The sequence below is a fragment of the Hyphomonas sp. CACIAM 19H1 genome, from assembly GCF_003325995.1.
Lineage (GTDB): Bacteria > Pseudomonadota > Alphaproteobacteria > Caulobacterales > Hyphomonadaceae > Hyphomonas > Hyphomonas polymorpha.
On the sequence record NZ_CP016437.1, the window covers coordinates 1,558,106 to 1,584,469 of the forward strand.

The window sequence follows — 26,364 nt, forward strand, 5'->3', positions numbered from 1 at the left end:
CATGGCCTCGATGCCTCTTGTCCTGACTGACCCGAACCTTCTTGCCGAATTCGTGCGGGAAGCTGAATTCAAGACCTTCTTCGAGAAGCGCTTTGCCACTCCGCCAGATCTTGCCGCCCTGCTGTTCAAGAATGGCCAGCTTATCGACAGCTTCGTCGGCGCCCACTTCTCCGTCGGTGGCCTGGCGAATGCCATCAAGGGTGTGGTCGGCGGATCAACGCATATCGCCATCCTGCTGGCAGACCTGAAACCCTTCAGCGTCAATATGAGCTTCCAGGGCGTTTCGCGGGACAATGTGGAAGTCGGCGGGCTCTGCACATTCGAGTTGCAACTCAACCCCGACAAGCCGTCCAACATCCTCGGCCTGATGCGCGGCGTCGCGCGCAATGAGCGGGGTTCGGAGAAGGAAAGCGAACTTCCCGGCCGCAAGGCGCTCACCACGCTCGACATTCTGGAGCGTCTCGCGCCCCATGTGTCCGACCGCGTGCTGGAGGCTGTGATCAGCCGGACTGACGCTGGTGACATGCGCGGCAATACCGGATTGCAGGACAAGATTCAGGCCGACATGATGCAGGAAGCTGAGCGCGTGCTGGGCGATCTCGGCGTGCTGGTCCGCGCTGTCTCCGTCGAGTGGGCGCTCAACAGTGTCGAGATGGAAGCCTTCAAGCGCGCCCAGATCGACCGGGATCAGGAAGCGCTGGATTATCAGCTCCAGCTTCTCAAGCGCGAGATGTCCCGCGAGGCTGAAGCCACCCAATTCAAGCTCGAATCCTCCGCAGACCTCGCAAAGATCCAGGCCGCGACGGATGACGAACTCGCCCATATGGTCCTCGACAGTGAGGTGCGCTTCGTCGACGCCCGCGAGGCTGTCACGCGCCGTCACGAGATGGAAGCCCTCGCTCATGAGGTGGAAGTTCTGCGTACTGAACGTGCGGCCAAGGTGGAGATAGAAATCGCCGATGCCGGCCATCTCATAGATCTGACCAGGGAAGCGGCCCGCCTGCGGAAAACCGAAATCGAGATTGAAGAGCTCGATGCCCGCCATGTTCAGAACCTCAAGAAAATGGGGGTAATGACCGATCTCGAGTTGAACGAGCGCCGTCAGCGTATGGAACTGGACATCGCCCGCCTCGCTCAGGAACAGGCGGCGCGAAATCTCGAGACCATGATGAAGCTGGAGGCGGCCGGCGACGACCGGACTGCCCAGCGCGGCATCCTCGTTTCGAAATCCGATACGGAAAATAAGGTCGCCCTTATGAAAGCTGAGGCTGACGCGCGCACCGCGCAGCTGATGGCGGGCTCGAAAATGACGCCGGAACAGATCCTGGCGATCAATGCCGGTCTGTCGCCCCAGGTGGCCGAAGTCCTCAAGGAGCAGGCGCGGGCCCAGGCCGGCAACAGCCAGGAATCCATGGAAATCATGCGGGAACTGATCAAGGGCGCTTCGGAAGAGCGTGCCGTCAGCCGTCAGCATGAGCTGGACATCCTCAAGGCCGGCATGACCGGCGCCACCGGTGTCGCCCATGGCGCCGGAGGCAAAACCGGTACAACGCCCGAAAGCTTTGGCGAGAATGCAGCCAATGTCGATTGCCCGAAATGCGGCAGGTCGCTGCCCGCAAAGGCGAATTTCTGCACCGGCTGTGGCCACAAGATGCGGACTTGATCCCATGTCCATCGTCACCTCCCGCAACACTGGGCCGCAACGGACACAGGCGGAGTGTTGCTACACTTCGGCGCTGGACCGTGACGCGACTTTCTGCGGAGATTGCGGAAAGCCGCTGATGCGATGCATGGCAGCCGAGGAGTGCGCGGGCCTTCTGGATGATCGGGGCCTCTGCACGGTCTGTGTCGCGCCCTATCTGCAAGTGGATGCCGGCGCGCTGACTGTCGCAAAGGTCGGCGGCGCGGTGGCGCTTCCCATGTCCATCGGCAATCTGTCTGGCGTGCAGCGGCCTCTTTTCGTCACAGGCCTCTGGAGCCGTGAGGCCTCCGGTCCGTGGCGGGAGGAAAGTCTCGGCTGGGAGCGGCTGGATGCCGGCGAATCCCGCCCCCTCAGCATCGTTGCAAACCAGATCGAGCGGGCCGGAGCCCACGGCCTTCAATTGCTGGTCGCGATGGCCAGCCGCTGGCGCTGGCGCCAGGAAAACTTTGCCTTCACCGCAAACCTCACCCTGATGGTGGAAGACCCGAACTCTGAAAAGGGGCCGGTCGTCAATATTGGGGGCGAAAGCGCCGGGCATGGAAACCTCGTCTACATATCCGGAAAGAACGATGCTCGGCCGGCCATTCAGCAGACGGATCAGGCTGTCGCGCTGCCTCTGGTAAGAGCGGAGCGGGAAGAGCGCCGCCTGGGCTTGCGTGGTATCGACGCCGATAACTGGGTGCCGAGAAACGCCGAATTTTCTTGGCTCGGCTTTGGCGAGGGCGACGCGCCCTTCAACGGACCGATCATGACACAGGACGGCATGCTCGCCATCGGCCGCAGCCGCACCCGCCGCCAGGGCGGGGACGGCGATGTGCGCCTGCTGGTCTTCGGGGCCTCAGACGAACTGGACGAATCCGCCAGCCTGCTCATCTCGCGCCGCCATTTTGAACTTTATATCGAGTCTGACCGCCTGATCCTGCGCGTAACCGCCGGCAGCGGGCTGCGCGTCAATGCCAATGCTTACGGCGAAGGCAAGATCGTCCGGCTCGCCGACGGCGATGTGATTGCGCCCCTGGTGTCCTCGCCGGAGAGGCTCGGTCTGCGGGTCAGCTTCCGTGTCGAGCATGGCAGCGCCCGGCAGATAATTTTTCAGCGCCTTTCTCAAGTCCGGAAGTAGGGGCACCCCATGACAAAATGCAGAAATTGCGGCGCGCAACTCAATTCCGGTGACCGGTTCTGCCCGGAGTGCGGCGCCGATCAGCAGGGGAGCAGCCTTGAGGCGCTGATGACCATTGGCGGCCTGGAAACGATGGATCCATCCCAGGCGCGCCCCACTGAGCGCGAAGGCATGCGCGATCTTTCTCCCGGTACGGAATTTGCCGGGCGGTACATCATCGAGAGTATCGTCGGGAAGGGCGGAATGGGTGTCGTCTATCGCGCGCATGACAAGTTGGCCGACAAGGCAGTTGCGCTGAAGCTCATCCGGCCTGATCGCCTCGCCGGGCAGGGGGCCATCAAGCGCTTGATCTCGGAAGGCATCACCGCGCGGGATATTCGCCATCACAATATCGTGGCGGTCTACGATGTGGGCGAGACAGAAGGGCAACCCTTTGTATCCATGGAGTTCATCAAAGGGCAGTCCCTGCGCGACTGGCACCGGGACAAGATCCGTCAGCGTCAGGACATACCGCTGCGGGTCGCTGCACGCATCATCGCAGAGGTGCTTGATGGTCTTGCCGCGGCGCATGGCGCAGGTGTGGTGCACCGGGATCTGAAGCCTGAAAACATCATGCTCATTGACGAGCCGGCCGAGGCCGCCTCACCGTTGAAAATTCTGGATTTCGGGATTGCCCGCGCAACATCCGGCGCCATGGACTCGGGCACCGGAACTGGCCTTGGAACCCCGCGCTATATGGCGCCTGAACAAGTCACCGCTGCTGATAGTGCCGGGCCTTCCGCCGACATCTATTCCCTGTCGGTGATCTTCTACGAACTGCTCGTGGATGTTCTGCCCCAGGGACATTGGCAGCCGCCATCGGGCGGGCGGTCAGATGTGCCCAAGACCATCGACGCGCTGATCGAGCGCGGCCTTTCCAACCGCCCGGCAAATCGTCCGCAGACGGCAAAAGAATACCGCAAGCAGCTTGTCGATGCGGTCAATGTGGGCCCGGCCTATGTCCCGGAAACTAAACCCGAACGAACGCCGGTAACGGGCGGAAGCGGCGGTATGTTCAAATGGATCGGTATCAGCAGCGCGGCGGCCTTCGCCCTGTTCCTGCTGATCGCAGTCGCGGGCGCAATTGGAAATGAAAATGGCGGCGGTGGGAATGGCGGCGAAGGCGGCGCCAACTCTCCCTATGCCAGCCTCAGTGGCCGCTGGGACGATGGCGCCGGAAACATCTACAATGTCAGCGTTTCCGGCAACGGTGCCTTCTCCGGAACCGGCCAGAGCAGTTATGGCTACAACCTCCAGATCACTGGCAAGCTGAACGGCACAGCCGGGGACTTCACGCTCAGCGCGCCAGGGGCCGGGTTGAACTATCAAGGGCGGATGCATTGGGATCAGGGCTGCCACATCAGCTACCAGACCTATGACATGTCCGGCTCGTTCGCCGCGCAGGGCCAGATCCACGTAAATCACCCTCCGGGCGCGCCATGCCCCTGATGATCATCGCAACTCTGCACACTGAAAGCCGGGGTTGCCGTCAGCGCTACCCCTTTGCCTAGCCACTCAAATCCTGAACGGAGAAGTCCAATGTCTGGTAACTGGTCTGGTTTCAGCCTCAATGGCTGCCGCTTCGAGCCCAAGCCGTCTGCCGCGCCGACCCTCGCCGCGCCCACCGTCCGCCTGCCGGACCGGGTTGACCTGCGCGTCCATTGCTCGCCGGTCGAAAATCAGCTGCAGACGAACTCCTGCGTTGCCAATGCCGTTATCGGCGCGCTGGAATATCACCATCTCAAAGCCGGCCGTTCACTGACGGATCTTTCCCGCCTGTTCGTCTACTACAATGCCCGGAAGCTGTCGGACTCGACACATCTTGACCAGGGCAGCTTCATTCATCATGGCATGGCCGCCGTGCTGGCTTATGGCGCGTGCGAGGCGGCGCTCTGGCCCTTCAATGAAACGATGGTTACGGCCCTGCCGCCGGAAACCTGCTATCAGAACGCCCGCAACTATGAAGCGGTCCAATATGCCCGCACGCCGCGCGGCGTCCCCGCGCTCACCGCCTTGGCGCATGGTCTGCCCATCGTGTTCGGCATCTTTGTGCCGGGGGAATACTACGATGCTGCCGCAAAAAGTGGCCGTATGCCGCGCCCGGACCAGGTGGTGCCTCAGCGTCCGCCATCAGGCCATGCGATGCTCATCGTCGGCTACGACATGAATGAGCGCGCCTATCTCGTCCGCAATAGCTGGAGCGCTGGTTGGGCAGAGCAGGGCTATTGCTGGATCCCGTTCGAAACGATGGATGCCTGGTCGATGGAAGAAGATTTCTGGACGATCGGTGCTATCGAGGATGCGAAAGGGTTCACCCTGATGGGACCAAGTCTCACCGAGTCCATGAAAGGCGTGGGTGTGTCATCCGAACTGCTCGAAGCCCGGGCCCGCAAACTGGAGAGCCTGCGAACAGGCCTGCGCAGTCAGCTCAACAGCAATCTGGAAACAGCCAAGCGCGACTTCAGGGATCGCTTGCGCGGAAAGTAACCGCGTAAGCAGAAGCCAGCCGCGCTTGTTACAGACGGGCTGATCGGGTCAGCGCGGCTCAGCCGGGCCGGCGGGCAGATCTGTCACCGGGCCCACATCCAGAACGGGGGAGGCGTCAATGTCAGCGGCGCCAAGCAATGAGACAAGCCGCGTCAGCGCCGCGTTGACATAAGCCTGTTCCCAATCGGGCAGCTGCGCAAACCGTGTGCCAAACTCCGCCTGCAGAAGATCCGGCGCCGCCTTCAGAACCTGGCGGCCTTCTGGCGTGATCTGGACTCTTACGGTGCGGCGGTCGGCATCTCCCCGATTGCGCAGAACAAGACCGCGTGCCTGAAGCTTGTCGAGCAGGATGGAGATGGTCGCCTGTTTCAGTCCCGCCGCCCGGGCGAGTTCGCCCGGCTGCGCGCCATCTCGCTGCGCCAGTTCTTTCAGCACAACCAGCTGGGAGGGGGTAAGGCTGGTGTCGCGCGCGAGGGAGCGTGATTGTGCCTCCACGGCCTTGAGAATCCGGCGGAGGGAAATCAGCGCCATTTCGGAGGCGGGATGGGTCGATTCGAGGGAGTCATCTGCGGCGATCATGAGGTTCAATCTAAGTCAATTCCATTGATCAACAAATAATTTGTACATCTAAATATCTGCCAGATACCCTGTCATTTCCAGCGATTATGCTCGTTAACAATGCAGCCAATCGCGGGCTTCAGGGTTGACATTCCTGTCAGGATAATAATTTGACAAACAAAATAATAAACCAATGGGAGCCGTCATGCCCGATGAGGCCACCACAATGGATGGAAATGATTCCGTCCCGGACCGAAGTCAGACCGCAGGTGCCGTGATCCAGATCGGATCACCGGTGCCGGAAGATGCGGCTGAAATTCATGCGCTGATTGCCGCCTGTCCGCCACTCGACACCAATTCGCTTTATGCGAACCTGATCCAGTGTACCCACTTTGCTGCATCTTCCGCTGTTGCGCGCCTGAATGGCAAAGTTGTGGGCTGGATTTCCGGCCATCGCCCGCCCGGCAAGGATCACACCTACTTCCTCTGGCAGGTCGCTGTACACGCGGATGCCCGCGGTCAACAGCTGCCCCGCCGGATGCTGGCGGACATTCTCTCCCGCCGCGCGCAGGCGGGCGTCTCGCAGATCGAAACCTCCATCACGCGCGCCAATGAGGCCTCCTGGGGATTGTTCCGCAGCGTCGCGGGCTGGCTGTCGGCGCCGCTGCGAGAAGAGCCCTGGTTCGATCGTAACCGGCACTTCGCTGGCCAGCACGATACCGAATTTCTCGTCACCATTGGCCCATTCCAGGCGCCGAAGGCTTCGGGCTGACCGTCAGCCCCCTGTCAAATCAGAGCAAAAAGGAGCCATCAATGGCCTATGAACATGCATCTGCACCCTCGAATATTTTTGAACGCCGCGAGTCCCGCGTGCGCAGCTATTGCCGCTCATTCCCGGCGGTGTTCCGCTCTGCGCGTGGCGCAGAATTGATCGCCGAAGATGACACCCGCTATATCGATTTTCTGGCTGGCTGCTCCACGTTGAACTACGGGCACAACCATCCGGAACTGAAGCGTGCGCTGCTCGATTATATCGAGGCGGATGGCGTGGCCCACGGTCTCGACATGCATACCCGCGCAAAGGCGCGCTTCCTTGAGACTTTCGAGCGCTGCATTCTGAAGCCTCGCGGTATGGACTATCGCGCGCTGTTTCCGGGGCCGACCGGTGCCAACGCAGTTGAGGCGGCGCTGAAGACGGCACGGAAAGTCACGGGACGGACGAATGTGATCGCCTTCACCAATGGCTTCCATGGAATGACGCTGGGCGCGCTGGCCGCCACCGGTAATTCCGGCAAGCGCGGCGGAGCAGGCGTCCCGCTGACCGGCGTAACGCACGAAGCCTATGACGGCTATTTCGGCCAAGACACCGATACGGCGGAACAGCTGGACCGGCGCCTGTCGGACCCCTCTTCGGGTCTGGACAAGCCAGCAGCCATCATCGTGGAAACGGTGCAGGGCGAAGGTGGGCTGAATGTCGCCTCGGATGCCTGGCTGCGGAAGATCGAGAAGATCGCCCGCAAGCATGGCGCGCTCTTCATCATCGATGACATCCAGGCCGGCATTGGCCGTACGGGCGGCTTCTTCAGTTTCGAGAAGGCGGGCGTCACGCCGGACATCGTGACTCTGGCCAAATCCCTTTCCGGGCTTGGCTTGCCGATGGCGCTGACACTCATCCGTCCCCAGCATGACCAATGGAAGCCGGGCGAACATAACGGCACCTTCCGGGGCAACAACCACGCCTTCGTGACGGCCACCAAAGCGCTGGAGCTCTTCTGGGCCGATGACGCTTTCGAGAAGGAAACGGCCCGCAAGGCAGCGCGTCTGCGCGCAGGGCTGGAAAAAATTGCTGCATCGGCGCCGTTTGCCGGCCATCTCAAGGGCCGGGGCATGATGTCGGGCATCGAGATGGAAAGCGGCGAAGTTGCCGCAGAAATCTGCGCGGCCTGCTTTGCCAATGGGCTCATCATTGAGACCAGCGGCAGCCGGGATGAGGTGGTCAAGGTGCTGGCGCCCCTCACCATCAGTGATGCGCAACTCGATGCCGGCCTCAAAATTCTCGCGGATGCCGTGCGCGCAGTGAATGCGCGTCAGCAGAAATCCGCAGCCTGAAGGAGACAAAAATGATTGTAAGAGACCTCGCAAAGGAAATCCTCACAGAACGCCGCGTCGACAGCGATGGCTGGTCTTCCGTCCGCCTGCTGCTGAAAGATGATCGTATGGGATTTTCGTTCCACATCACCACCATCCATGCCGGTGCCGAGCTCCACATGCACTACAAGAACCATCTTGAGAGCGTGTTCTGCATGGAAGGCACAGGGTCGATCACCGACATCGCGACCGGTGAGACGCACACCATTCGCCCCGGCGTGATGTACGCCCTGAACAAGAACGACAAGCACATCCTGCGGGCTGATGCCGGCGCGCCGATGATGATGGCGTGCGTGTTCAATCCGCCGGTCACAGGCAAGGAAGTGCATGGCGCAGATGGCGCCTATCCTGCCGATGCCGCCCTCGAAAACTCTGCCTGAAGGGAGATATTCCATGATGACGGACACAGAACAGGATCTATATCCTTCCCGCCAGAAACCCCGGCCCGAATGGCTGGAGCGCCGCGACCCCGTGGTGCACGGTCAGCCGGGGCAGGAGCCACCGGTAGACCGTGAGCTGATTGATCAGTTCGTGCGGGATGGCTTTGTCGTGCTGGAAGACGTTTTTTCGCCCGAAGAGGTGAAAGCCCTGACGCGCGAAGCCAACGCCCTGCGCGAGCGTGGCGGCCTGATCCCCGAAAGCCGGATCAGTGAACGCGGAATGGAGGGGGTAGACGCTGTGCGCTCTGTCTTCGCGCCGCATCGCCAGTCAGACGTCTTCGAGCGTCTGGCGGCGGACGAGCGATTGTCAGGTCTTGCCCAGTTTATCCTCGGCGATGATGTCTACATCCATCAATCGCGCATCAATTATAAGCCCGCCTTCCGCGGCAAGGATTTCTACTGGCATTCGGATTTTGAAACCTGGCACACGGAAGACGGTATGCCGCGCATGCGGGCGATCTCGATGTCGGTGATGCTGACGGACAATCACCCCCATTCCGGTCCGACGATGTTCATGCCGGGCAGCCATATGAATTATGTGACCTGCGTGGGCGAAACGCCGGACGAGCATTACCGCGAGTCCCTGAAGAAACAGGAATATGGTGTGCCTGATGGGGATAGTCTCGCCCGTCTGGCAAAGCTCGGCGGTATCGAGGGCCCGGCGCCCAAGGCTGGCTCTGTCGTCGTGTTCGACTGCAATACAATGCACGGCTCCAACAGCAACATCACGCCCTATGAACGCATCAATGCCTTCTTCGTGTTCAATGCCTGGAGTAACCGCCTTCGCGATCCGTTCGGGAATACACAGCCGCGTCCGGAATTCGTGGCCCACCGTCAGGTCAAGGAGCCCATCCGAGCCCTGAAGACCTTGCCGCCATTCCCCGTGGGAGGCCGCTAACATGAAACGTACCGTGGAAAAGATCGGCGGCACGTCGATCTCCAATACGCAGGCCGTGCTGGAAAATGTGCTGATCGGTGGCCGCAAGGGCGCAGAGCTTTATAACCGCATCTTCGTCGTCTCGGCCTATTCGGGCATGACAAACCGGCTGCTTGAACACAAAAAATCCGGTGAGGCGGGCGTGTTCAGCCTGTTCTCCGGCGCTGGCAACAAATGGGCGTGGACCGAGGCGCTCGGCGCGGTAGCCGCTGCCATGGAAGAGAAGAACGCCGAAATGTTCGGCGGCGAGCCCGAGCAGGCCGTTGCGGACAATTTCGTGCGGGAACGGATTGAAGACGTCCGTAACTGCCTGATTGATCTGCACCGTCTCTGTTCCTACGGCCAATTCCGGCTGGATGAAAACCTCGCCACCGTGAAGGAAGTGCTCTCCTCACTGGGGGAAGCGCATTCGGCCTTCAACACGGCCCTTCTGCTTCAGAAGCATGGTGTAAATGCAAAGGCTGTAGATCTCACCGCCTGGCGGGACGAGCGCAATCTCACCATGGAAGAGCGGATGCAGGACGCGCTCGACAAGATTGACTTGGAAACAGAACTGCCCATCGTCACTGGCTATGCTAGCTGCCGCGACGGTCTTGTCCGCCAGTTTGGCCGGGGGTATACGGAAGTAACCTTTTCCCGCCTTGCCGCCTTGATCGGCGCGGATGAAGCGATCATCCACAAGGAGTTCCACCTCTCCAGCGCTGATCCAAACCTCGTCGGCAGCGACAAGGTTTGCAAGATCGGCTTGACGAATTTTGACGTGGCCGACCAGCTTTCCAACATGGGTATGGAAGCAGTCCATCCTAAAGCGGCCAAGATCCTGCGTCAGGCGGGCATTCCCCTGCGGGTGAAGAACACCTTCGATCCCAAGGATGACGGCACGGTCATCTGCGCAGACTATGCGCCGGAGAAGCCGCGGGCGGAAATCGTCACTGGCCTCAAAGGCGTGTTCGCTCTGGAAGTGTTCGATCAGGATATGGTGGGGGAGAAGGGCTATGACGCGGCCGTACTGGAAGCGCTGACCCGTCATTCCATCCGTATCGTGTCGAAATGTTCCAACGCCAACACGATCACCCACTATGTCGAAGGCAGCCGCAAGGCCCTCAAGCGCGCCGCCGCTGACATTGAAGCCCGCCTCACAGGGGCGGCCGTCTCTACCAGCCGCGTGGCGATCGTTTCCGTCATCGGCGCGGACATAAACGTGCCCGGCATCACGGCGCGGGCGCTCACCTCCTTGCATGACGCTGGCGTGCCGCTCATCGGCTTGCAGCAGGTCTCCCGGAAAACGGACATTCAGGCCGTCATCCAGGAGGAGGATTTTGACACCGCCATCTGCGCGCTGCATGAGACGCTTGTGGAGCGGGCGGGCGTTTCTGTCAGGCCGGCCGCGCCGCTGCGCCCGGCGGCGTGATGCAATTCCTCGGCAGGCCGGGGCTGGTCCTGTCGGGACACGGCAGCTTTGCGGCTTACCGGAACATCCTTGTTCTGGTGGCCGCGCTGACGCTGCTTCAGGGCGCCATGGCGGCGCTGGCGATGGTGATGTCGCTGAAACTGCTTGCAGCCGGCGTCGCCGGGGCGGGCATCGGCCTCGTCGCCTCGGCCTATTCCGCCGGGTTTTTGGGGGGAACGCTGATTGCGCCCCACGAAATTCGCCGCATCGGGCATATCCGCACCTTCACCCTCCTGGCGGGCATCTGCGCGCTGGCCGCGTTGATCCTGCCAATTGCGGGGCGTGAAATTGCCGGCTGGGCGCTGCTGCTGGCGCTGGCCGGAGCAGGGGCTGCGGGGATGCTCACGGCGGGCGAAAGCTGGATCGCCAATGCCGCTCCGCCTCAGAAACGCGGCGCCATTCTCGGCTTCTATCATATGGTCTCCAAGACCGGCGCCATCGCGGCGCCTTTTCTTGTTGCCGCCGCGCTCGCGGGTCTTGGCGCCTTCATGGTGGTGGCGGGATTGTTCATCGCCGCGCTGCTGCCCGTCGCGGCGACCAATCGCACGCAGCCCGAACTCGTCGCCGCCAAACCATTCGGGCCCAGACGATTGCTCTCCCTTGCGCCCGCCTCGGTTTTCGCGGCCTTCTGTGCGGGCGCGGTCAATAATTCCGTCGCCCAGCTGTACCCCGTTTTCGCCGCCGCCATCCGGCCTGAAGATGCCGCCGCCTTCTCCGCGCAGCTCAATGGCGCGATCCTTGCCGGCGCCATGATCGGTCTCTGGCCGATCGGTCTGGTCTCCGACAGGTTTGATCGCCGCATCGTCATCGCTGCGGCTGCCGGCATCGGGGCCGTTGCGGCTATCTTCCTCTTCATCACCGCAGCCATCAATATTCCACAGATCACGCTCCTCCTCGCCGCCATCTTCGGCGCCGGCTCGCTCAGCTACTACGCTGTTGCCGTGGCGAATGCGGCAGATCGTGCGGCCCCGGAGGAAATCACGCCGATGATGGCAGGCATCCTTGTCGTCTGGGGTATTGGGTCGGTCATTGGCCCGCTGATTGCCGGTGGCTTTCTCCAGATCATTCCAGGTGGGGGCGGCCTCTTCCTGTTTGCCGGCCTTGCGCTGGCGGGCTTGGCCATCGCTTGCCTCTCCCGCGCCGCCGTTTCGCCGCCTGTGCCCACGCAGGCGCGCGAACCCTTTTCCGTATCCCCGGCCACCAGCCTTGCCATCGCAGAGATCGATCCGCGCGGCGAGCCTGAGCAACCGGATCTGTTTTCCGGGCCCGCCTCCGGCCCACAGGAGGCCGCCCCATGATCACCGCCATCAGCTTCGTCCTTATACTGCTTTCCTTTGTGGCAATCGGTCTGGCCTCCGGCCGAAAGGCAACCGGCAAGCGCAAGGACTACTACCTCGCCAGCAGCAGCGTTGCCCCCTGGCTCGCCGGGCTCTCCGCGGTCGCCACCAACAATTCCGGCTACATGTTCATTGGTGTCATCGGGTTCACCTACCAGACCGGCCTTGCTGCCATCTGGCTGATGTTCGGCTGGATCGTGGGGGATTTCATCGGTTCCAGTTTCATTCACCGCCGCCTGCGCCAGGCCACCGCCCGGACGGGCGAGGCGTCCTTCGCCGCGGTGATCGCCCGCTGGTATGGGGAAAAATTCGGTGTCTGGCAGAAGATTGCTGCTGTCATCATGGTCATCTTCCTGATTGCCTATGCCGCCGCGCAGATTTCGGCGGGCGGCAAGGCGCTCGAAGGCGTGCTCGGCATCAATCCGTGGACGGGCGCGGTGATGGTCGCCACCATGGTCCTGATTTACTCCATCGTCGGCGGCATCCGCGCGTCGATCTGGACTGATGGCGCTCAATCCATCACCATGATGGCCGCCATGACGCTGTTGCTCATTGCTGCCTTCGCGGGCGTGGGCGGGGTCAGCGGCGCAATGGAGCTATGGCGCGCGATCCCCGGCTTTCTTAATCCGTTCCCGGATGATCTTCTCTTCCCCGGCGCGCTCGGCATGGCGCTGTTCATTGTCGGCTGGTTGTTTGCCGGCTTCTCCGTGGTGGGTCAGCCGCATGTGATGGTCCGCTTCATGGCGCTCGATGATGACCGGAATATGGGCCGTGCGCGCGCCTGGTATTATGGTTACTTCACGATCTTCTATCTGCTGGCTACGGGCGTCGGGATGCTCTCGCGCCTCTATCTGCCAGACCTCGCTGACATCGACCCGGAACTCGCCCTGCCAATGATGGCAACGGAATTACTGCCTCCGGTCCTCGTCGGGCTGATCCTGGCGGGCATCTTCGCGGCCACAATGTCGACCGCCGACTCCCTCGTTCTTTCCTGCTCGGCCGCCTTCACGCACGATCTGGCGCCCAAGCGGCTGGAGACGGCCTTCATGCTGAAGGCAGCAACGGCGGCCTCCATTCTCATTGCGCTCGGCCTCGCTTTGTCGGGCAATCAGAGTGTCTTCAGCCTGGTCATCCTCGCCTGGTCTACGCTCGCCTCTGCCTTTGCGCCGCTCCTCGCGCTCTATGCCCTGCGCCGCCGGGTGTCGGAGCCGGCGGCGATCTTCATGCTTGTGCTGGGGGTCAGCGTGGCACTCTTCTGGCGCTTCGGCCTCGGCTGGCATGAGAGCATCTATGAAGGGCTGCCGGGCATTCTCGTGCCGCTCGTTTTGGGCTGGTTCCTGTCTCAGCGCCGCGAACCGGCGAACGCGCCGTCTCCCGCAGCCGCTGGCGGCGGCCCGGCCGAATAATCCTGCGCCGCCGCTCGAAACGAGCGGTTGCGGCGCATTCAGCCAGCCTCCGGTTTACTGCATCTCCCCTCCAGAGACGGGGAGATGCAGGCATTTATGGCGTGTTCGCCATGAATTCCCGCATTCGTGACAATAAAATCTCAGGTGAAATCGGCTATGGCGCGAACACCAGCGACACAATTGCAGACTTCTGGCAGTTGCGCGCGACGGAATACCGCCGGGCCCGCGTTAAAGCCCAGAGAAATCATTTGAAGCTGAGCCTCCATGTCAAAGACCCATCTGCTGAAAACCCGCTGGACCTGGATCATTATTGCCGCTGTCGCCGTGCTGGCTGCGTGGCTGGCCTGGCAGGCCATCTGGGGCGGTGAGAAAGCCCCCGAATACCAGACCGCCGAGGTCACGCGCGGTGATATTGAGGTGTCGATCTCCTCAGCCGGCAAGGTGGCCCCGAAAGATACCGTCGCCGTCGGCGCGCAGGTTTCCGGCCAGTTGACTGAACTGTTGGTGGAAGCAGGCGACCTTGTGGAGCAGGGACAGCTTCTGGCACGCATCGACGCCACCATCGCCGAAACGAATGTGGAAGGCAGCCAGGCCCAGCTTCTGGAACTGCGGGCCAGCCGCCGGCAGCAGCAAGCTTCCCTGGAGCTTTCAAAGGCAAATGCAGACCGTGCGAAGATGTTGTTCGAAAATGACGCCATCGCCCGTGCCGACTTTGAAAGCGCGCAGGCCGAATACACCATCGCTATCGGCCGGCTCGAGGCAATCGAGGCCCAGATCACCCGCCAGAGTTCCACCCTGCGCGCCCAGCAGGCCACGCTGGAATTCACAAACATCTATGCCCCGATTTCCGGCACAGTCGTGTCTCTGGAAGCGGTGGAGGGTCAGACGCTCAACGCCAACCAGACCGCACCCACCATCCTGACGCTGGCTGACCTCACAATCATGACGGTTGAGACCGATGTGTCCGAAGCCGATGTCCTGCGAGTGAAGCCGGGGCAGGCGGCGTGGTTCTCGACGCTGGGAGATTCTACCCGCCGCTGGGAAACCTCGGTCCGTCAGATCCTGCCCACGCCGGAAGTGCTGAACGATGTGGTCCTCTACAAGGCGATGCTCGACATCGCCAATCCGGACAATCTGCTGAAGCCGGAGATGACCGCTCAGGTCTTCTTCATCACCGGCTCTGCCAGGGATGCCGTGCTCGTGCCGGTAACGGCGCTGCAGTCCGCCCCCCAGCGCGGCCAGCGCCCGCAGGGGCAGAACCGTGAAGGTGGCCGCGAGCGTGCCGAGGGCGGCGCGCGGGAAGGCCGTACCGGCGGAGGCATGATGCAGGCTGAAGCCAGCGAGCGCGCCGGTGGCCCGCCGCAGGATGACAGCCAGCGCCGCGCCTTCATGGAAGCCCGCAACGCGTATCCGGATGCCGAAGTCGCCACTGTCCTCATCATGGGGGCAGACGGCACGCCGCGTCCGCGCCCTGTGCTTGTTGGTTTGAAAACCCGCACCCAGGCCGAAATTCTTTTCGGGCTTGAGCCGGGGCAGACGGTTGTGACGGGCGAAGTGTCGGCCAGAAACACTGCCGCAACCAGCCAATCGCAGCAGCGCGCGCAACAGGGGCCGATGGGGCCGCCGCCGGGCCGTATGTAGGCCCAACCCGGTAACCCGCAGGCAGCAGGTATCCTGATGACTCCTCCTCTGATCGAACTGAAAGATGTGACCCGCTATTACGGGTCCGGCGATACCGAAGTCCGCGCACTGGACGGCGTCTCGCTGACCATCGAGACGGGCGAGTTCGTCGCCATCGTCGGCCAGTCCGGCTCCGGCAAATCGACGCTGATGAACATGCTCGGCTGTCTCGACCGGCCAACCACCGGCGTATATTCTATCCGTGGACAGAATGTATCTGATCTTGATCCGGACCGGCTCGCAGCCCTGCGCCGCCAGACTTTCGGCTTCATCTTCCAGCGTTACAACCTGCTCGCCAGCGTCACGGCATCGGAGAATGTGGAAATCCCCGCTGTCTATGCGGGCCTCAAGCTTTCTGAGCGGCGGGAGAAGGCCGCAGGCCTCCTCGCCAAGCTTGGCCTGGGCGAGCGGATCCACCACAAACCCGGCCAGCTTTCCGGTGGTCAGCAGCAGCGCGTCGCCGTTGCTCGTGCGCTGGTCAATGATGCTGAAGTCATCCTCGCCGATGAACCCACCGGCGCGCTCGATTCCGGCTCCAGTAACGATCTCCTGAATCTGCTGGAGGAACTCCACGCTTCCGGCCGCACCATCATCCTGATCACCCACGATCAGAAAGTTGCCGCCCGCGCCAAGCGGGTGATCGAGATCCGCGACGGCAAGATCGTCTCCGATACCGGCAATCATCAGGCCGCTGCCGAAGAAGCGCCCCAGTATCGCTACGACAGGAAAGGCCCGTCGCCGCTGGCTCAGGTGGTAGAGTCGGTCAAGATGGCGTTCCGCTCACTGCGGGCCAATCTCTTCCGCACAGCGCTCACGCTGCTCGGTGTGGTGATCGGCGTCTCGGCCGTGGTCGCCATGCTGGCCATCGGGGAGGGCAGCCGCGCAGATGTGATGGCGCGGTTTGAGTCGATGGGGCCAAACCTCCTGTTCGTCCGCCCCGGCGCCCCCGGCACGCGGATGCGCGGCGGGGCGATTGCCACGCTGACACTGGAAGACGCCCAGGCCCTCGGTGAACTCGAAAACATCCTTGCTGCCGTGCCCTCGCGTTCCACCAGCGCCACCCTCCGCAATGGCGGAAAGGACTATTCCAGCTCCATCGAGGGTGTTTCGGAAACCTGGCCCATCGCCCAGAACCGCGACATGCTCCACGGCACCTTCTTTGAGAAGGATGACGTTGACCGCCGCATGGGCGTTGTCGTCCTCGGCACCACCACCGCGGGCAATCTCTTCGACGATATCGAGAGCGCCGTTGGCCAATATGTGTTCCTCGGCGGCGCGCCGTTCGAGGTAGCCGGCATCCTCGAATCCAAAGGCGCTTCCTCCTGGGGCCAGGATCAGGATGATATCGCCCTGATCCCGATCACCACAGGCATGATGCGCCTCTTCGGCCAGAGCTACCTCTCCTCGATCACCATTGCCGTGGATGATACGAAGCGCATCGCCGAAACGGAAGCCGAAGCGCAGGCGCTCTTGCTTGCCCGTCACGGCACGGAAGATTTCCAGATCCGCAACACCGCCTCCATCCTCGCCTCGGTCGAGGAAACGCAGAACTCCTTTTCCATCCTGCTCGGCTCTGTCGCGGCCATCTCGCTGCTGGTCGGGGGCATCGGTGTGATGAACATCATGCTGGTCAGCGTGTCTGAACGCACCCGCGAGATCGGCGTGCGTATGGCCACCGGTGCCCGGCGGTCAGATATCCTCACCCAGTTCATCGTGGAATCCCTCGTCGTCGGCGGCCTCGGCGGCATCGCTGGCGTCGCCATCGGCTTCGGCATTGTCTTCATCTTGGCTCAGTCCGGCATGAGCGTCGCCGTCACCCCGCTTCCCGCCATCCTCGCCTTCAGCTCGGCGCTCGGCACCGGCCTCGTCTTCGGCCTTCTGCCAGCCCGAAAGGCATCGCGCCTCGACCCTGTCGCCGCGCTCGCTTCGGAGTAGTTTTCATGATCCGCACGCTGCTCATCTCCGCTTCCGCGCTCACCCTCGCAGGCTGCGCCAGCATCAACCCCATCCAGCGGGAAACTGCCACGGAGGCCGGCGTCACCATGCCCGATGGCTATGATTATGCCGCCGAAGTTGCCGCCCTCAGCGCGCCGGAACAGGCCTGGTGGGCAGGCTTCAACTCCGCTGATCTCGATGCCCTCATCACCGAGGCGCTCGCGGCCAACAATTCGTTGGCCCAGGGCCTTGCGAATGTCGATGCCTCCCGTGCATCGCTGAAGACGGCCAACGCCGCCTTCCTTCCGCAGGCCAGCGGCAGTCTCTCATCCAGCAGCAACACCGAGGCAGGCCTCGATGATGTGGATGCTAGTGCCCGCCTCTCGGCCAGCTACCAGCTCGACCTGTTCGGCGCCAACGCAGCCAGCCGCAATGCCGCGCTCGCCAACCTTGATGCCGCCGTCTTCTCCCAGCGCGCGCTGGAGCTGACGGTCCAGTCAGATGTCGCCGCTGGCTGGTTTAACCTGCTCTCTGCCCGCGAACAGCTCGCCGTCGCCCGGCGCAACCTCGAAATCTCCGAACGCATCTTCGAAATCGTCCGGGTGCGGTACGAGGCCGGCACGATCTCCGGCTTTGATGTATCCAGCCAGTCGGCCCAGCTGGCCAATGCCCGCGCGCGCATCCCGCAGCTGGAATCTCAGATCACCAGCCAGGAAACCGCCCTAGCTATCCTCCTCGGCCGCGTCCCGCAGGGATATACCGCGCCGCAGTCCGATGTGCTGACCATTGATTTGCCCACGGCCGATCCGGGCCTGCCGTCAGACCTGCTGCTGCGCCGGCCAGACCTGATGCAGGCCGAAGCCAGCCTGCGCGCCGCCAATGCCAACATTGACGCCGCCCGCGCAGCCTTCTTCCCCAGTATCGATCTCGGGGCAGGGCTCTCCACCGCGCTGACCGGCGGCACCAATCTCATCGGTTCGCTGTCGGCCTCCGTCGCGCAGACGATCTTCTCCGGCGGCCGCCTCGATGCCCAGCTGGAAAGCGCGCAGGCCCGCCGCGAAGCTCAACTCGCCGCCTATCGCCAGTCGATCCTCAGCGCGCTGCGCGACGTCGATGTCAGCCTCAAGGCGATAGAGGCGAATGCCGCGCGGGAGGAACAGCTTCTCATCGCCCGGGATGCGGCCCAGGAAGCATTGCGCGCCGCTGAAATCCAGTATCAGGCGGGCACGGGCGACCTCACCAGCCTTCTGAACGCTCAGCAGAACTATTTCGATGCGGCCAACACCTATGTCCTCGGCCGGCTCGACCGTCTGACAGCCGCCATCAACCTCTACGTCGCGGTGGGCGGCGGCTACTGAGCCCTCAGCTCCGCCCCGGAAGGCCCAGCCAGATGCGCGCCTGAGCGGGTAGGGACGAGGGCTGCCCAAATCCTCTGCGACACCCTGCACAAATGCAATTTTGCACATGAGAATGACTTGCAATTGCGGATAAACTCGGGCACTGGCTGTCTCAGATCACCAAGGGTTCGGGCCTTCCGCATTGAAACAGATTATCGCCGCCGCACGCTCTTCCTCCGCCTGGAGCAAGTCACCTCTCCGCCATCTGGAGAAGTGGTCCACCTATGCCTTCTGGAAGCGGCAGGCGCGCACCTGGCACTGGATGTCTGGCGCCATCTGCCTGATCGGCATGCTGCTGTTTGCGCTCACCGGCATCACCCTCAACCATGCCCACCAGATCCCCGCCAAGCCGAAGGTGGAGGAGGTGGAGATGGTCCTCTCCAAAGCTGCCCTCGCTGCGCTTCTGTCTGAGATCGACATCGCGGACGGCGCCACCGTGCCCGTTGAGGCCGCCGCCGAAATCCGGCGCCAGCTCGGCGCCGATCTCTCTGGCAAGAAGGGCGAATGGACCGATATAGACGTCTATATCAGCCTGCCGCGCCCCGGCGGTGATGCTTGGCTCAGCATCGACCGGGAAACCGGCGACGTGCTTTACGAAGTCACCTCCCGCGGCCCGATCTCCTATCTGAACGACCTGCACAAAGGGCGCAGCGCCGGGGCCATCTGGTCGCTGTTCCTCGATGTGTTTGCCGTTGCCTGTATCGTTTTCTGCATGACGGGCCTGTGGCTTCTCCAGATCCATTCCCAGCGGCGCGGATCCACATGGCCGCTCGTTCTGGGCGGGCTCGCCATTCCCGTCGTCATCCTTCTCTTCTTCCTTCACATATGAGGTGCTCTGTATGCGTACAGTTCTGACAATTGCCGGTCTCTCCCTGCTTACCGGGCAGGCGATGGCGGAGGATGTCTCCATCGAAGTCGGCATTCCCCGCCTTGATGTGGCCGAATATCACCGCCCCTATGTCGCCATCTGGATTGCCAATCCCGATCACTCGGTCGTCTCCAATATCGCCGTCTGGTATCAGGCCGGCGAAACAGGTGAGGGCAAGGGCGAAACCTGGCTGAAGGACATCCGCCAATGGTGGCGCCGCACGGGCCGCGAGCTTTCCATGCCGGTCGACGGCGTGTCCGGCCCCACCAAGGCGCCAGGCACCCACGAAATCGTTCTGCCAACGGACAAAGGCCCCTTCGGAGACCTGAAACCCGGAAACTACCAGCTTGTCGTGGAAGCCGCCCGCGAAGTTGGTGGCCGCGAACTCGTCAGCGTGCCGTTCACCTGGCCGCTGAAAGGCGCTGCCCAGACCGCCGCGGGCGAGCGCGAACTCGGCAAAGTCACCCTCCGCCTTGCGGGCAAATAGTGCCCAGCCGGGCAACACCATCACGGGAGTCACGAAATGAAACCGACCTTTCTCAAAGCCTGCGCCGTCGCCGCCCTGGCGCTCACCATTGCCAGCTCTGCCAGCGCCCACCGCGCCTGGATGCTGCCGTCATCCTTCACGCTTTCCGGCGAAAACCAGTGGGTGACGGTGGATGGCGCCATCTCCAACAACCTCTTCTATCCCAACCACCACGCGATGAACCTCGATACGGTCACCGTCTTCGGCCCGGATGGCAAACCGGTGGAAGCGCAGAACAAGGCGTCTGGCAAATACCGCTCGGTGTTCGATGTGGCGCTGGAAAAGGAAGGCACCTACCGCATCTCCTCCGGCGGCGCCGGCTACATGGCCAGCTGGGAAGAGGGCGGCGAGCGCAAGCGCTGGCGCGGCAATGCCGAGACACTGAAATCCGAAGCCATCGAAGCCAAGCCCGGTGTTCAGGTGTCGGGCAATGTGCGCCGCATCGAAACTTTCGTGACCCTCGGCTCTCCCACCACCACGGTCTTCGCTACTGAAGGCACCGGCCTTGAACTGAAGCCGGTCACCCATCCCAACGACGTGTTCGCCGGCGAAGAAGTGACGTTCCAGCTGCTGATGGATGGCAAGCCGGCTGCGGGCATCGAGGTCGACATCATCCGGGGTAGCGACCGTTACCGCAATTCCGAGGACGGCCTGAAACTCACCACCGACGCCACCGGCACGATCAAATTCACGCCGGAAGAAGCGGGCGCCTACTGGCTCAGCACCGACAGCGAAGGCAAGGGCATGCTGAACGGCAAGGAAATCCAGGTTCGCTCCAGCTACGTCTTCACCTTCGAGGCTCTGCCTCTTTGAGTGAGGTTCGCCTCCTGATCCCAGACGATTTCGGCCGCGGCGAGATTACGCCGCGGCCGGATGCTTTTATGGGCCTGCGCCTTCAGGGGCAGACGATGGGCACAAACTGGTCGGCCAGCTGGTGCTCCGCGCCGGGCCTGCCGGAAGAAACCGTCAGGGCTGCGCTTGAGGCTGGCTTTGCCCGCATGATCGCTTCGATGAGCCCATGGGAGCCGTTCTCTCTCATCTCCCGCTACAATCGCCTCACCCCCGGTGAAAGCCTGTCCATCGATGCTCCGTTTACGGAAGTCATGGCCATTGCGCTGGACGTCGCGCGGGCCAGCGGCGGCGCGCTCGATCCCTGCCTGGGCGGCGAAGTGATGCGCCGGGGCTTTGGGCCCGCCGGCATCGGCGCCGGAGAAGAGGGCAGGGCGCATGGCCCCGTCATCTGGGATCAGCTCTTGCCGGAGCCTGCCCGCCTTTACCAGCCGGGCGGCGTGACGCTCGATCTCAACGCCGTCGCCAAAGGATATGCGGTCGACCAGATGGCCGCCACACTGGAGCGTTTCGGCATCACCCAATACCTTGTCGAGATCGGCGGTGAGTTTGTGGGCCGGGGCGTCAAGCCGGACCGCTCTCCCTGGTGGGTCGATCTGGAAAACCCGTCACCGGGGGAGGCGCCCTGGCGGCTCGCCCTGGTAAGCCACGGCGTAGCCACGTCTGGCGATTATCGTCAGCAGATTGTCCGGGATTGTCACACGCTGTCCCATATTGTCCCCGCTGTGTCCCGAGCCTGCAGGTTCGGTGACCTCGCCAGCCTCTCCGTGATCGACAAAACCTGCGCTCTGGCGGATGCTTGGGCGACGGCCCTCTTTGCCATGGGCGATGCGGCCGCCCTTGTCTTGGCAGACCGTCTGGGGCTCGCCGTTCTCGCTCAATACCGCGACGCTCCCGCGCGCGCTTCAGCCCGTCTCGCGGATTGGCAAGACTGAAGAGGCGAGGGGCCTTTCAAAGGCCGGAGGGCAATTTTGCGCGGCCAGCCTACCTGCGTCAAAATGGACAAATATCCACTATTATCCAAAACTGAGCATAGTGCGTTGAAAAAATAGGACTTAATATTTGAGAATGATAGTCATTTAAACTTGAGTCTTCCGGCCCGCCCCTATAGGGAGATTGAGACTAATTCTCAATTGCAGGGGTCTGCCATGAAATCCTATCTCGCCCGGAAAGCCGTTCTCAGCGGCGCTATCCTCGCTGCCGTTCTCTCTGGCCAGACTGCCATTGCCCAAACAGAAGTTGCGGCCGGCGAAGATGATGCAGGCGCCGAACGCCTGATGCGCCTCAATGAAATCGTTGTTACCGCGACCGGTTTCGAACAGAAGCTCGTCGACGCTCCGGCCAGCATCAGCATCGTCACCGACGAGGAACTCAAAGAACGTCCCTATATGACGCTGATCGACGCGGTCCGCGATCTGGAAGGGGTGGATGTTGGCGAAACCTCCGACAAGACCGGACAGAAAACCATCAGTATGCGGGGTATGGGATCTGACTACACCCTGGTCCTGATTGACGGCAAACGCCAGAACAATCATGGCGATATCTATCCAAACAGCTTTAGCGGTAACCAGTTCAACCATATCCCGCCTCTCGACACGATTGAGCGGATCGAAGTGATCCGCGGTCCGGCGTCCACGCTTTATGGGTCTGATGCCCTCGGCGGGGTGATCAACATCATCACCAAGAAAACGCTCGATCGCTGGAGCGGCTCGGCCACGGTGGGGCGCAGTTTTCAGTCGAACGACGATTTCGGCGATGACACGACGGCCGACCTTTTCGTCTCTGGCCCGCTTGTTCCTGGCAAGCTCAACCTCAGCGGCCGGGGCAGCTGGTATGACCGGGAAGCCTCCAATCCGGAATACGCACCCGTGACCGACCCCGCCGGAGTGGTGCAGACCCGATCCCTCGGTTTCGGCGGCGGCGGCAAGACCGTGGACAACACCAATATCAGCTATGGCTTCACGCTTGATTGGCTGATTGCTGAAAACCAGACCCTCAGCTTCGATTTTGACGGCTCCAAGCAGGACTATGACAACACGCCCACCGTGACTTCTTCGGGCGCTCTCGAATACCCGCTCGGCACTGTGGATGATTACGGCGCCATGCTCCGGATCGGCAGCACCGGCCGGATTGAGCCGCGCGCAGGCTATTCCGAAACGCAGGAGTTTACCCGCGACAGCTGGGCTCTGACGCACAATGGCAGCTGGGGTTTCGGCAAGAGCTTTGTTTCGCTCGCCTATATCGAAACGAACAATAATGGCCGTACACTGCCTTTCAGCGTGGATGAGCGCCAGGCGCTGCAGGGCCTGTGGAACGTGGCCTGCGCCAATGCCGGCGGCACAGTGAATGGCAATGGTTTCTGCCCGACCGCAGGCACCGGCTTTGCCAATGTCAACGCCTGGAACAACCAGTCTGAAGAAGCCAAACTCGCTTTCATGCAGGCTAATCTGACGGCAGATCAATATACGGCGCTTCTCGCCAACCTGCCGCGCTCGAAACGGACGCTGGAAAGCTCGCAGTACACGTTTGATGCCAAGCTCGACATGCCGTTCCAGTATGCCGGGGAGCATATCGTCGTCGTTGGCACCCAGGTGATCCAGGGTGAACTGACAGATGGCGTGTTCGGCCTTGAGGAGGGCCGCTCGGGCGCTGCTCAGGAGCACAATATGTATTCCCTCTTCGTCGAGGACACCTGGACCCCGATTGCTCCCTTCGCGATCACGGGCGGCGTGCGCTATGACGATCATGAGGTGTTCGGCGATCATGTCAGCCCGCGCCTCTACGGCGTTTACACTGTCTCCCCCAGCCTGACGGTGAAGGGCGGTGTGAGCACGGGTTTCAAAACGCCGAAAACGACCCAGCTTTATGCCGGTGTCGTCGGCTTCGGCGGGCAGGGCACTTCACCGATGTTTGGTAACCCGGACCTGAAGCCGGAAACAAGCACCAGCACCGAACTGGCTGTCTACTGGCAGCATTCTGGCGGTCACAATTTCAACGCGACGATCTTCCGCAATGAGTTCGAGGACAAGATCGCTTCCCAGCCCTGCGGTGGCAGCCTTGCGCTCAGCTGTGTCAGCGCGGGCGACTATGCCGATCTCGGCTATGCCAACAGCAGCAAGACGGTGAACATCGACAAGGTGGTGATCGAAGGGGCGGAGATCGCCGGCCGGTACATGATCTTCGACAGCCTGAGCCTACGCGGCAACTACACCTATACCGACAGTGAGCAGAAAAGCGGCGCCAATGCCGGCCAACCGCTGACCAACACGGCCAAGCATATGGCCAACGCCACACTGGACTGGAGCGTTACCGACAAGTTCAGTACACAGCTTTCCTCGGAGCTGCGCTCCAAACGGTATCGCGGCGTCAGCAGCGTTACCGGCGAGCATCTCTACTACAAGGATTATGTCGTCTATAATCTGGGCGCGCAGTATCGTCTTAATGATCGGGTCACGGTGAGTGGGCGTGTCAACAATCTGCTGGATGAGGATTTCACCTCGTATCAGTATAGCTTCACCGACAATGGCGATGGCAGCTGGAGCCTTTCGACCGAGGACGACTACAACAACAAGGACAAGGCCCGCAGTTTCTGGGTGAGCGTCAATCTCAGCTTCTGAGGGGGGCGGAAAAGCGCTTCGCTTTCTTCAGCATCATCATTCCGGAATTCCCGGCAGGCACCCGTACATCGCGGGTGCCTGTTGTTTTTCTGGGGAATTCTGCTGATCCGGCGTCATTGCACTGGCAGTTTTGCAGTCTCGTGGATGCCTGTACAATTATTGATGATAACAAATCGGCATGATTTCAGATGCCGCCCTGATTCGAGATTTGAAGACGATTGCTGGTGCCGGGCATGTGCATACCGGCGCTCAGGGAATTCGGCGGTTCGTGACGGGATACCGGCATGGAGAGGGGCGGGCGGTTGCGGTCGTGCTGCCCGGATCATTGGTTGATCTCTGGCGCATAGCGCGGGCCTGCGTAAGGGCAGGCCGGATCATCATCATGCAGGCCGCCAATACAGGGCTGACGGGCGGGTCTACGCCCGACGGCGTGTATGACCGCGGCGTGGTGGTGATCAACACGATGCGGCTGAAGGGCATCCATATGCTCAATGCCGGGGCGCAGGTTGTCTGCCTTCCGGGCGCGACGCTGTTCGAACTGGAGCGGGAACTCAGACCGCTTAACCGGGAGCCACATTCCGAGATCGGATCATCCTGCCTGGGCGCATCGGTGCAGGGCGGGGTTTGCAACAGCTCCGGCGGCGCTTTGGTGCGGCGGGGGCCTGCCTATACCGAGGCAGCAATCTATGCGCGGGTTGACGAGACAGGCGACCTGCGGCTGGTAAACGAACTCGGTATCGAACTGGGCCGGGACCCGGAGAAACAGCTGGAGAATCTGGAGCGCGGAAATTTTGCGCGTGTGCTGAGTGATATGCATGAGCGCGCCTGTTCGGCAAAGGCTTATGTGGACCATGTGCGCGAAGTGGATGCTGCCAGCCCTGCGCGGTACAACGCCGATCCGCGCTTCCTCAAGGGCGTAAGCGGAAGCGCGGGCAGGGTCGTGGTGTTTGCCGTGCGGCTGGATACATTTCCCAAGCCGGTGGACTGCAGGGCATTCCATCTGGCGACGGACGATCCGACGGTGTTGAGCGATATTCGCCGGCGGATGCTGAAGGATGCGGCGCTGGTTCCGATTGCGGCAGAATACATGCACCGCGATGTGTTCCGTATGGCAGAGCGCTATGGGAAGGATACATTCCTGGCGGTGCGGATGCTGGGCGTTGACCGTTTGCCGATGCTTTTCCGGCTGAAGGCAGCGGTGGACGGGCTGGCGGTGCGGATGGGGTTTGGCGGATTGCATGTCAGCGACCGGACGCTGCAATGGCTGAGCCGGCTGGCGCCGCAGCATCTGCCGGACCGGTTTCGCCAGATGGGCGCGCGCTATGAGCATCATCTACTGATCCGGGTGGATGGGGAGCAGGTGGATGCCGTCCGCGAGCTTCTGGCTGCCAGGCTACCCGCAGAAAGGGGCGAGGTGAATGAATGCAGTCCGCGCGAGGGGCGGAAGGTTTTCCTGCACCGCTTCGTGGCGGCGGGCGCGGCCATCCGTTATGCCCTGCTGCGTGGAAGCTCCGCTGGCGGACTGGTTGCGCTGGATGTGGCGCTACGCCGGAACGACAAGGTTTGGTGGTATGTATTGCCCGACCACCTTCGGGAGATGGTGGACCGCACCCTCGTTTACGGACATTATTTCTGCCATGTGTTCCATCAGGATTTCATCCTGAAGAAGGACGCAGATGCCGAAGTCTTCAAGCGCGGGATGTTGCGCCATTACACCTCACGCGGGGCCGAATGCCCGGCGGAGCATAATGTGGGGCATCTCTACGAAGCCAAACCCGCGCTGGCAGAGTTTTACCGCGACCTGGATCCCACCAACTCGCTCAATCCCGGCATCGGCAAGACATCCCGGCTCAAGAACTGGCGCTGAG

Annotated in this window: 21 protein-coding genes; 20 read left to right on the forward strand and 1 reads right to left on the reverse strand. The window is 62.0% G+C overall.

Annotation, left to right across the window (positions count from 1 at the left end):
- Window position 1: 1 nt before the first annotated feature.
- The 4 genes from BBF93_RS07350 to BBF93_RS07365 all read left to right on the forward strand — a co-directional run bounded on the left by BBF93_RS07350 (window position 2) and on the right by BBF93_RS07365 (window position 5,348).
- Complete coding sequence (locus BBF93_RS07350) at window positions 2–1,663, forward strand: zinc ribbon domain-containing protein (protein WP_035595612.1); 1,662 nt, start codon at window positions 2–4, stop codon at window positions 1,661–1,663.
- 4 nt (window positions 1,664–1,667) lie between these two features.
- Window positions 1,668–2,822 (forward strand): FHA domain-containing protein, encoded by a 1,155-nt coding sequence (locus tag BBF93_RS07355; protein WP_162174012.1) that lies wholly within the window; start codon window positions 1,668–1,670, stop codon window positions 2,820–2,822.
- A 9-nt stretch (window positions 2,823–2,831) separates the two neighbouring features.
- Window positions 2,832–4,310 (forward strand): serine/threonine-protein kinase, encoded by a 1,479-nt coding sequence (locus BBF93_RS07360; RefSeq protein WP_114107024.1) that lies wholly within the window; start codon window positions 2,832–2,834, stop codon window positions 4,308–4,310.
- A gap of 90 nt (window positions 4,311–4,400) precedes the next feature.
- On the forward strand, window positions 4,401–5,348 hold the full coding sequence (locus BBF93_RS07365; RefSeq protein WP_035595604.1) for a C1 family peptidase: 948 nt from the start codon (window positions 4,401–4,403) through the stop codon (window positions 5,346–5,348).
- 48 nt (window positions 5,349–5,396) lie between these two features.
- On the opposite strand, the gene BBF93_RS07370 is transcribed toward BBF93_RS07365, so the two are convergent.
- The gene (locus tag BBF93_RS07370) at window positions 5,397–5,927 is read right to left on the reverse strand and encodes a MarR family winged helix-turn-helix transcriptional regulator (protein ID WP_114105488.1); all 531 of its coding nucleotides are present in this window, start codon (window positions 5,925–5,927) and stop codon (window positions 5,397–5,399) included.
- A gap of 184 nt (window positions 5,928–6,111) precedes the next feature.
- Between BBF93_RS07370 and ectA the strand changes: the two genes are divergently transcribed.
- From ectA to dld, 16 genes are all read left to right on the forward strand, one after another.
- The gene (ectA, locus tag BBF93_RS07375) at window positions 6,112–6,678 is read left to right on the forward strand and encodes a diaminobutyrate acetyltransferase (RefSeq protein WP_084324178.1); all 567 of its coding nucleotides are present in this window, start codon (window positions 6,112–6,114) and stop codon (window positions 6,676–6,678) included.
- Window positions 6,679–6,719: 41 nt separating this feature from the next.
- Window positions 6,720–8,015 (forward strand): diaminobutyrate--2-oxoglutarate transaminase, encoded by a 1,296-nt coding sequence (gene ectB / locus BBF93_RS07380; RefSeq protein ID WP_114105489.1) that lies wholly within the window; start codon window positions 6,720–6,722, stop codon window positions 8,013–8,015.
- A gap of 11 nt (window positions 8,016–8,026) precedes the next feature.
- Window positions 8,027–8,434, forward strand: a complete 408-nt coding sequence (locus BBF93_RS07385) for an ectoine synthase (RefSeq protein ID WP_114105490.1) — start codon at window positions 8,027–8,029, stop codon at window positions 8,432–8,434.
- A gap of 16 nt (window positions 8,435–8,450) precedes the next feature.
- A complete protein-coding gene (gene thpD / locus BBF93_RS07390; RefSeq protein WP_114107025.1) occupies window positions 8,451–9,392 on the forward strand; it encodes an ectoine hydroxylase in 942 nt (313 codons plus the stop codon).
- A 1-nt stretch (window position 9,393) separates the two neighbouring features.
- Window positions 9,394–10,842, forward strand: a complete 1,449-nt coding sequence (locus tag BBF93_RS07395) for an aspartate kinase (RefSeq protein ID WP_114105491.1) — start codon at window positions 9,394–9,396, stop codon at window positions 10,840–10,842.
- A complete protein-coding gene (locus tag BBF93_RS07400) occupies window positions 10,842–12,179 on the forward strand; it encodes an MFS transporter (protein WP_114105492.1) in 1,338 nt (445 codons plus the stop codon). The genes BBF93_RS07395 and BBF93_RS07400 overlap by 1 nt, the downstream gene beginning before the upstream one ends.
- Entirely contained in the window at window positions 12,176–13,624 is a 1,449-nt protein-coding gene (locus BBF93_RS07405) for a sodium/proline symporter (protein WP_114105493.1), read from the forward strand. The genes BBF93_RS07400 and BBF93_RS07405 overlap by 4 nt, the downstream gene beginning before the upstream one ends.
- Window positions 13,625–13,888: 264 nt before the next feature.
- Window positions 13,889–15,265: an efflux RND transporter periplasmic adaptor subunit gene (locus BBF93_RS07410; RefSeq protein ID WP_233349311.1), complete on the forward strand. Its 1,377-nt coding sequence runs from the start codon at window positions 13,889–13,891 to the stop codon at window positions 15,263–15,265.
- 36 nt (window positions 15,266–15,301) lie between these two features.
- Entirely contained in the window at window positions 15,302–17,239 is a 1,938-nt protein-coding gene (locus BBF93_RS07415) for a MacB family efflux pump subunit (protein ID WP_035595590.1), read from the forward strand.
- Window positions 17,240–17,244: 5 nt separating this feature from the next.
- Window positions 17,245–18,597, forward strand: coding sequence for an efflux transporter outer membrane subunit (locus BBF93_RS07420; protein WP_035595588.1), 1,353 nt, complete (start codon window positions 17,245–17,247; stop codon window positions 18,595–18,597).
- 301 nt (window positions 18,598–18,898) lie between these two features.
- A complete protein-coding gene (locus tag BBF93_RS07425; protein WP_370454421.1) occupies window positions 18,899–19,465 on the forward strand; it encodes a PepSY-associated TM helix domain-containing protein in 567 nt (188 codons plus the stop codon).
- Window positions 19,466–19,475: 10 nt separating this feature from the next.
- On the forward strand, window positions 19,476–19,991 hold the full coding sequence (locus BBF93_RS07430; RefSeq protein WP_035595586.1) for a DUF2271 domain-containing protein: 516 nt from the start codon (window positions 19,476–19,478) through the stop codon (window positions 19,989–19,991).
- A gap of 36 nt (window positions 19,992–20,027) precedes the next feature.
- Window positions 20,028–20,843 (forward strand): DUF4198 domain-containing protein, encoded by an 816-nt coding sequence (locus tag BBF93_RS07435; RefSeq protein ID WP_035595584.1) that lies wholly within the window; start codon window positions 20,028–20,030, stop codon window positions 20,841–20,843.
- Window positions 20,844–20,911: 68 nt separating this feature from the next.
- Entirely contained in the window at window positions 20,912–21,814 is a 903-nt protein-coding gene (locus BBF93_RS07440; protein ID WP_157532688.1) for an FAD:protein FMN transferase, read from the forward strand.
- A gap of 213 nt (window positions 21,815–22,027) precedes the next feature.
- Entirely contained in the window at window positions 22,028–24,496 is a 2,469-nt protein-coding gene (locus BBF93_RS07445; protein ID WP_114105495.1) for a TonB-dependent receptor domain-containing protein, read from the forward strand.
- A gap of 178 nt (window positions 24,497–24,674) precedes the next feature.
- The gene (gene dld / locus BBF93_RS07450) at window positions 24,675–26,363 is read left to right on the forward strand and encodes a D-lactate dehydrogenase (protein ID WP_114105496.1); all 1,689 of its coding nucleotides are present in this window, start codon (window positions 24,675–24,677) and stop codon (window positions 26,361–26,363) included.
- Window position 26,364 lies beyond the last annotated feature (1 nt).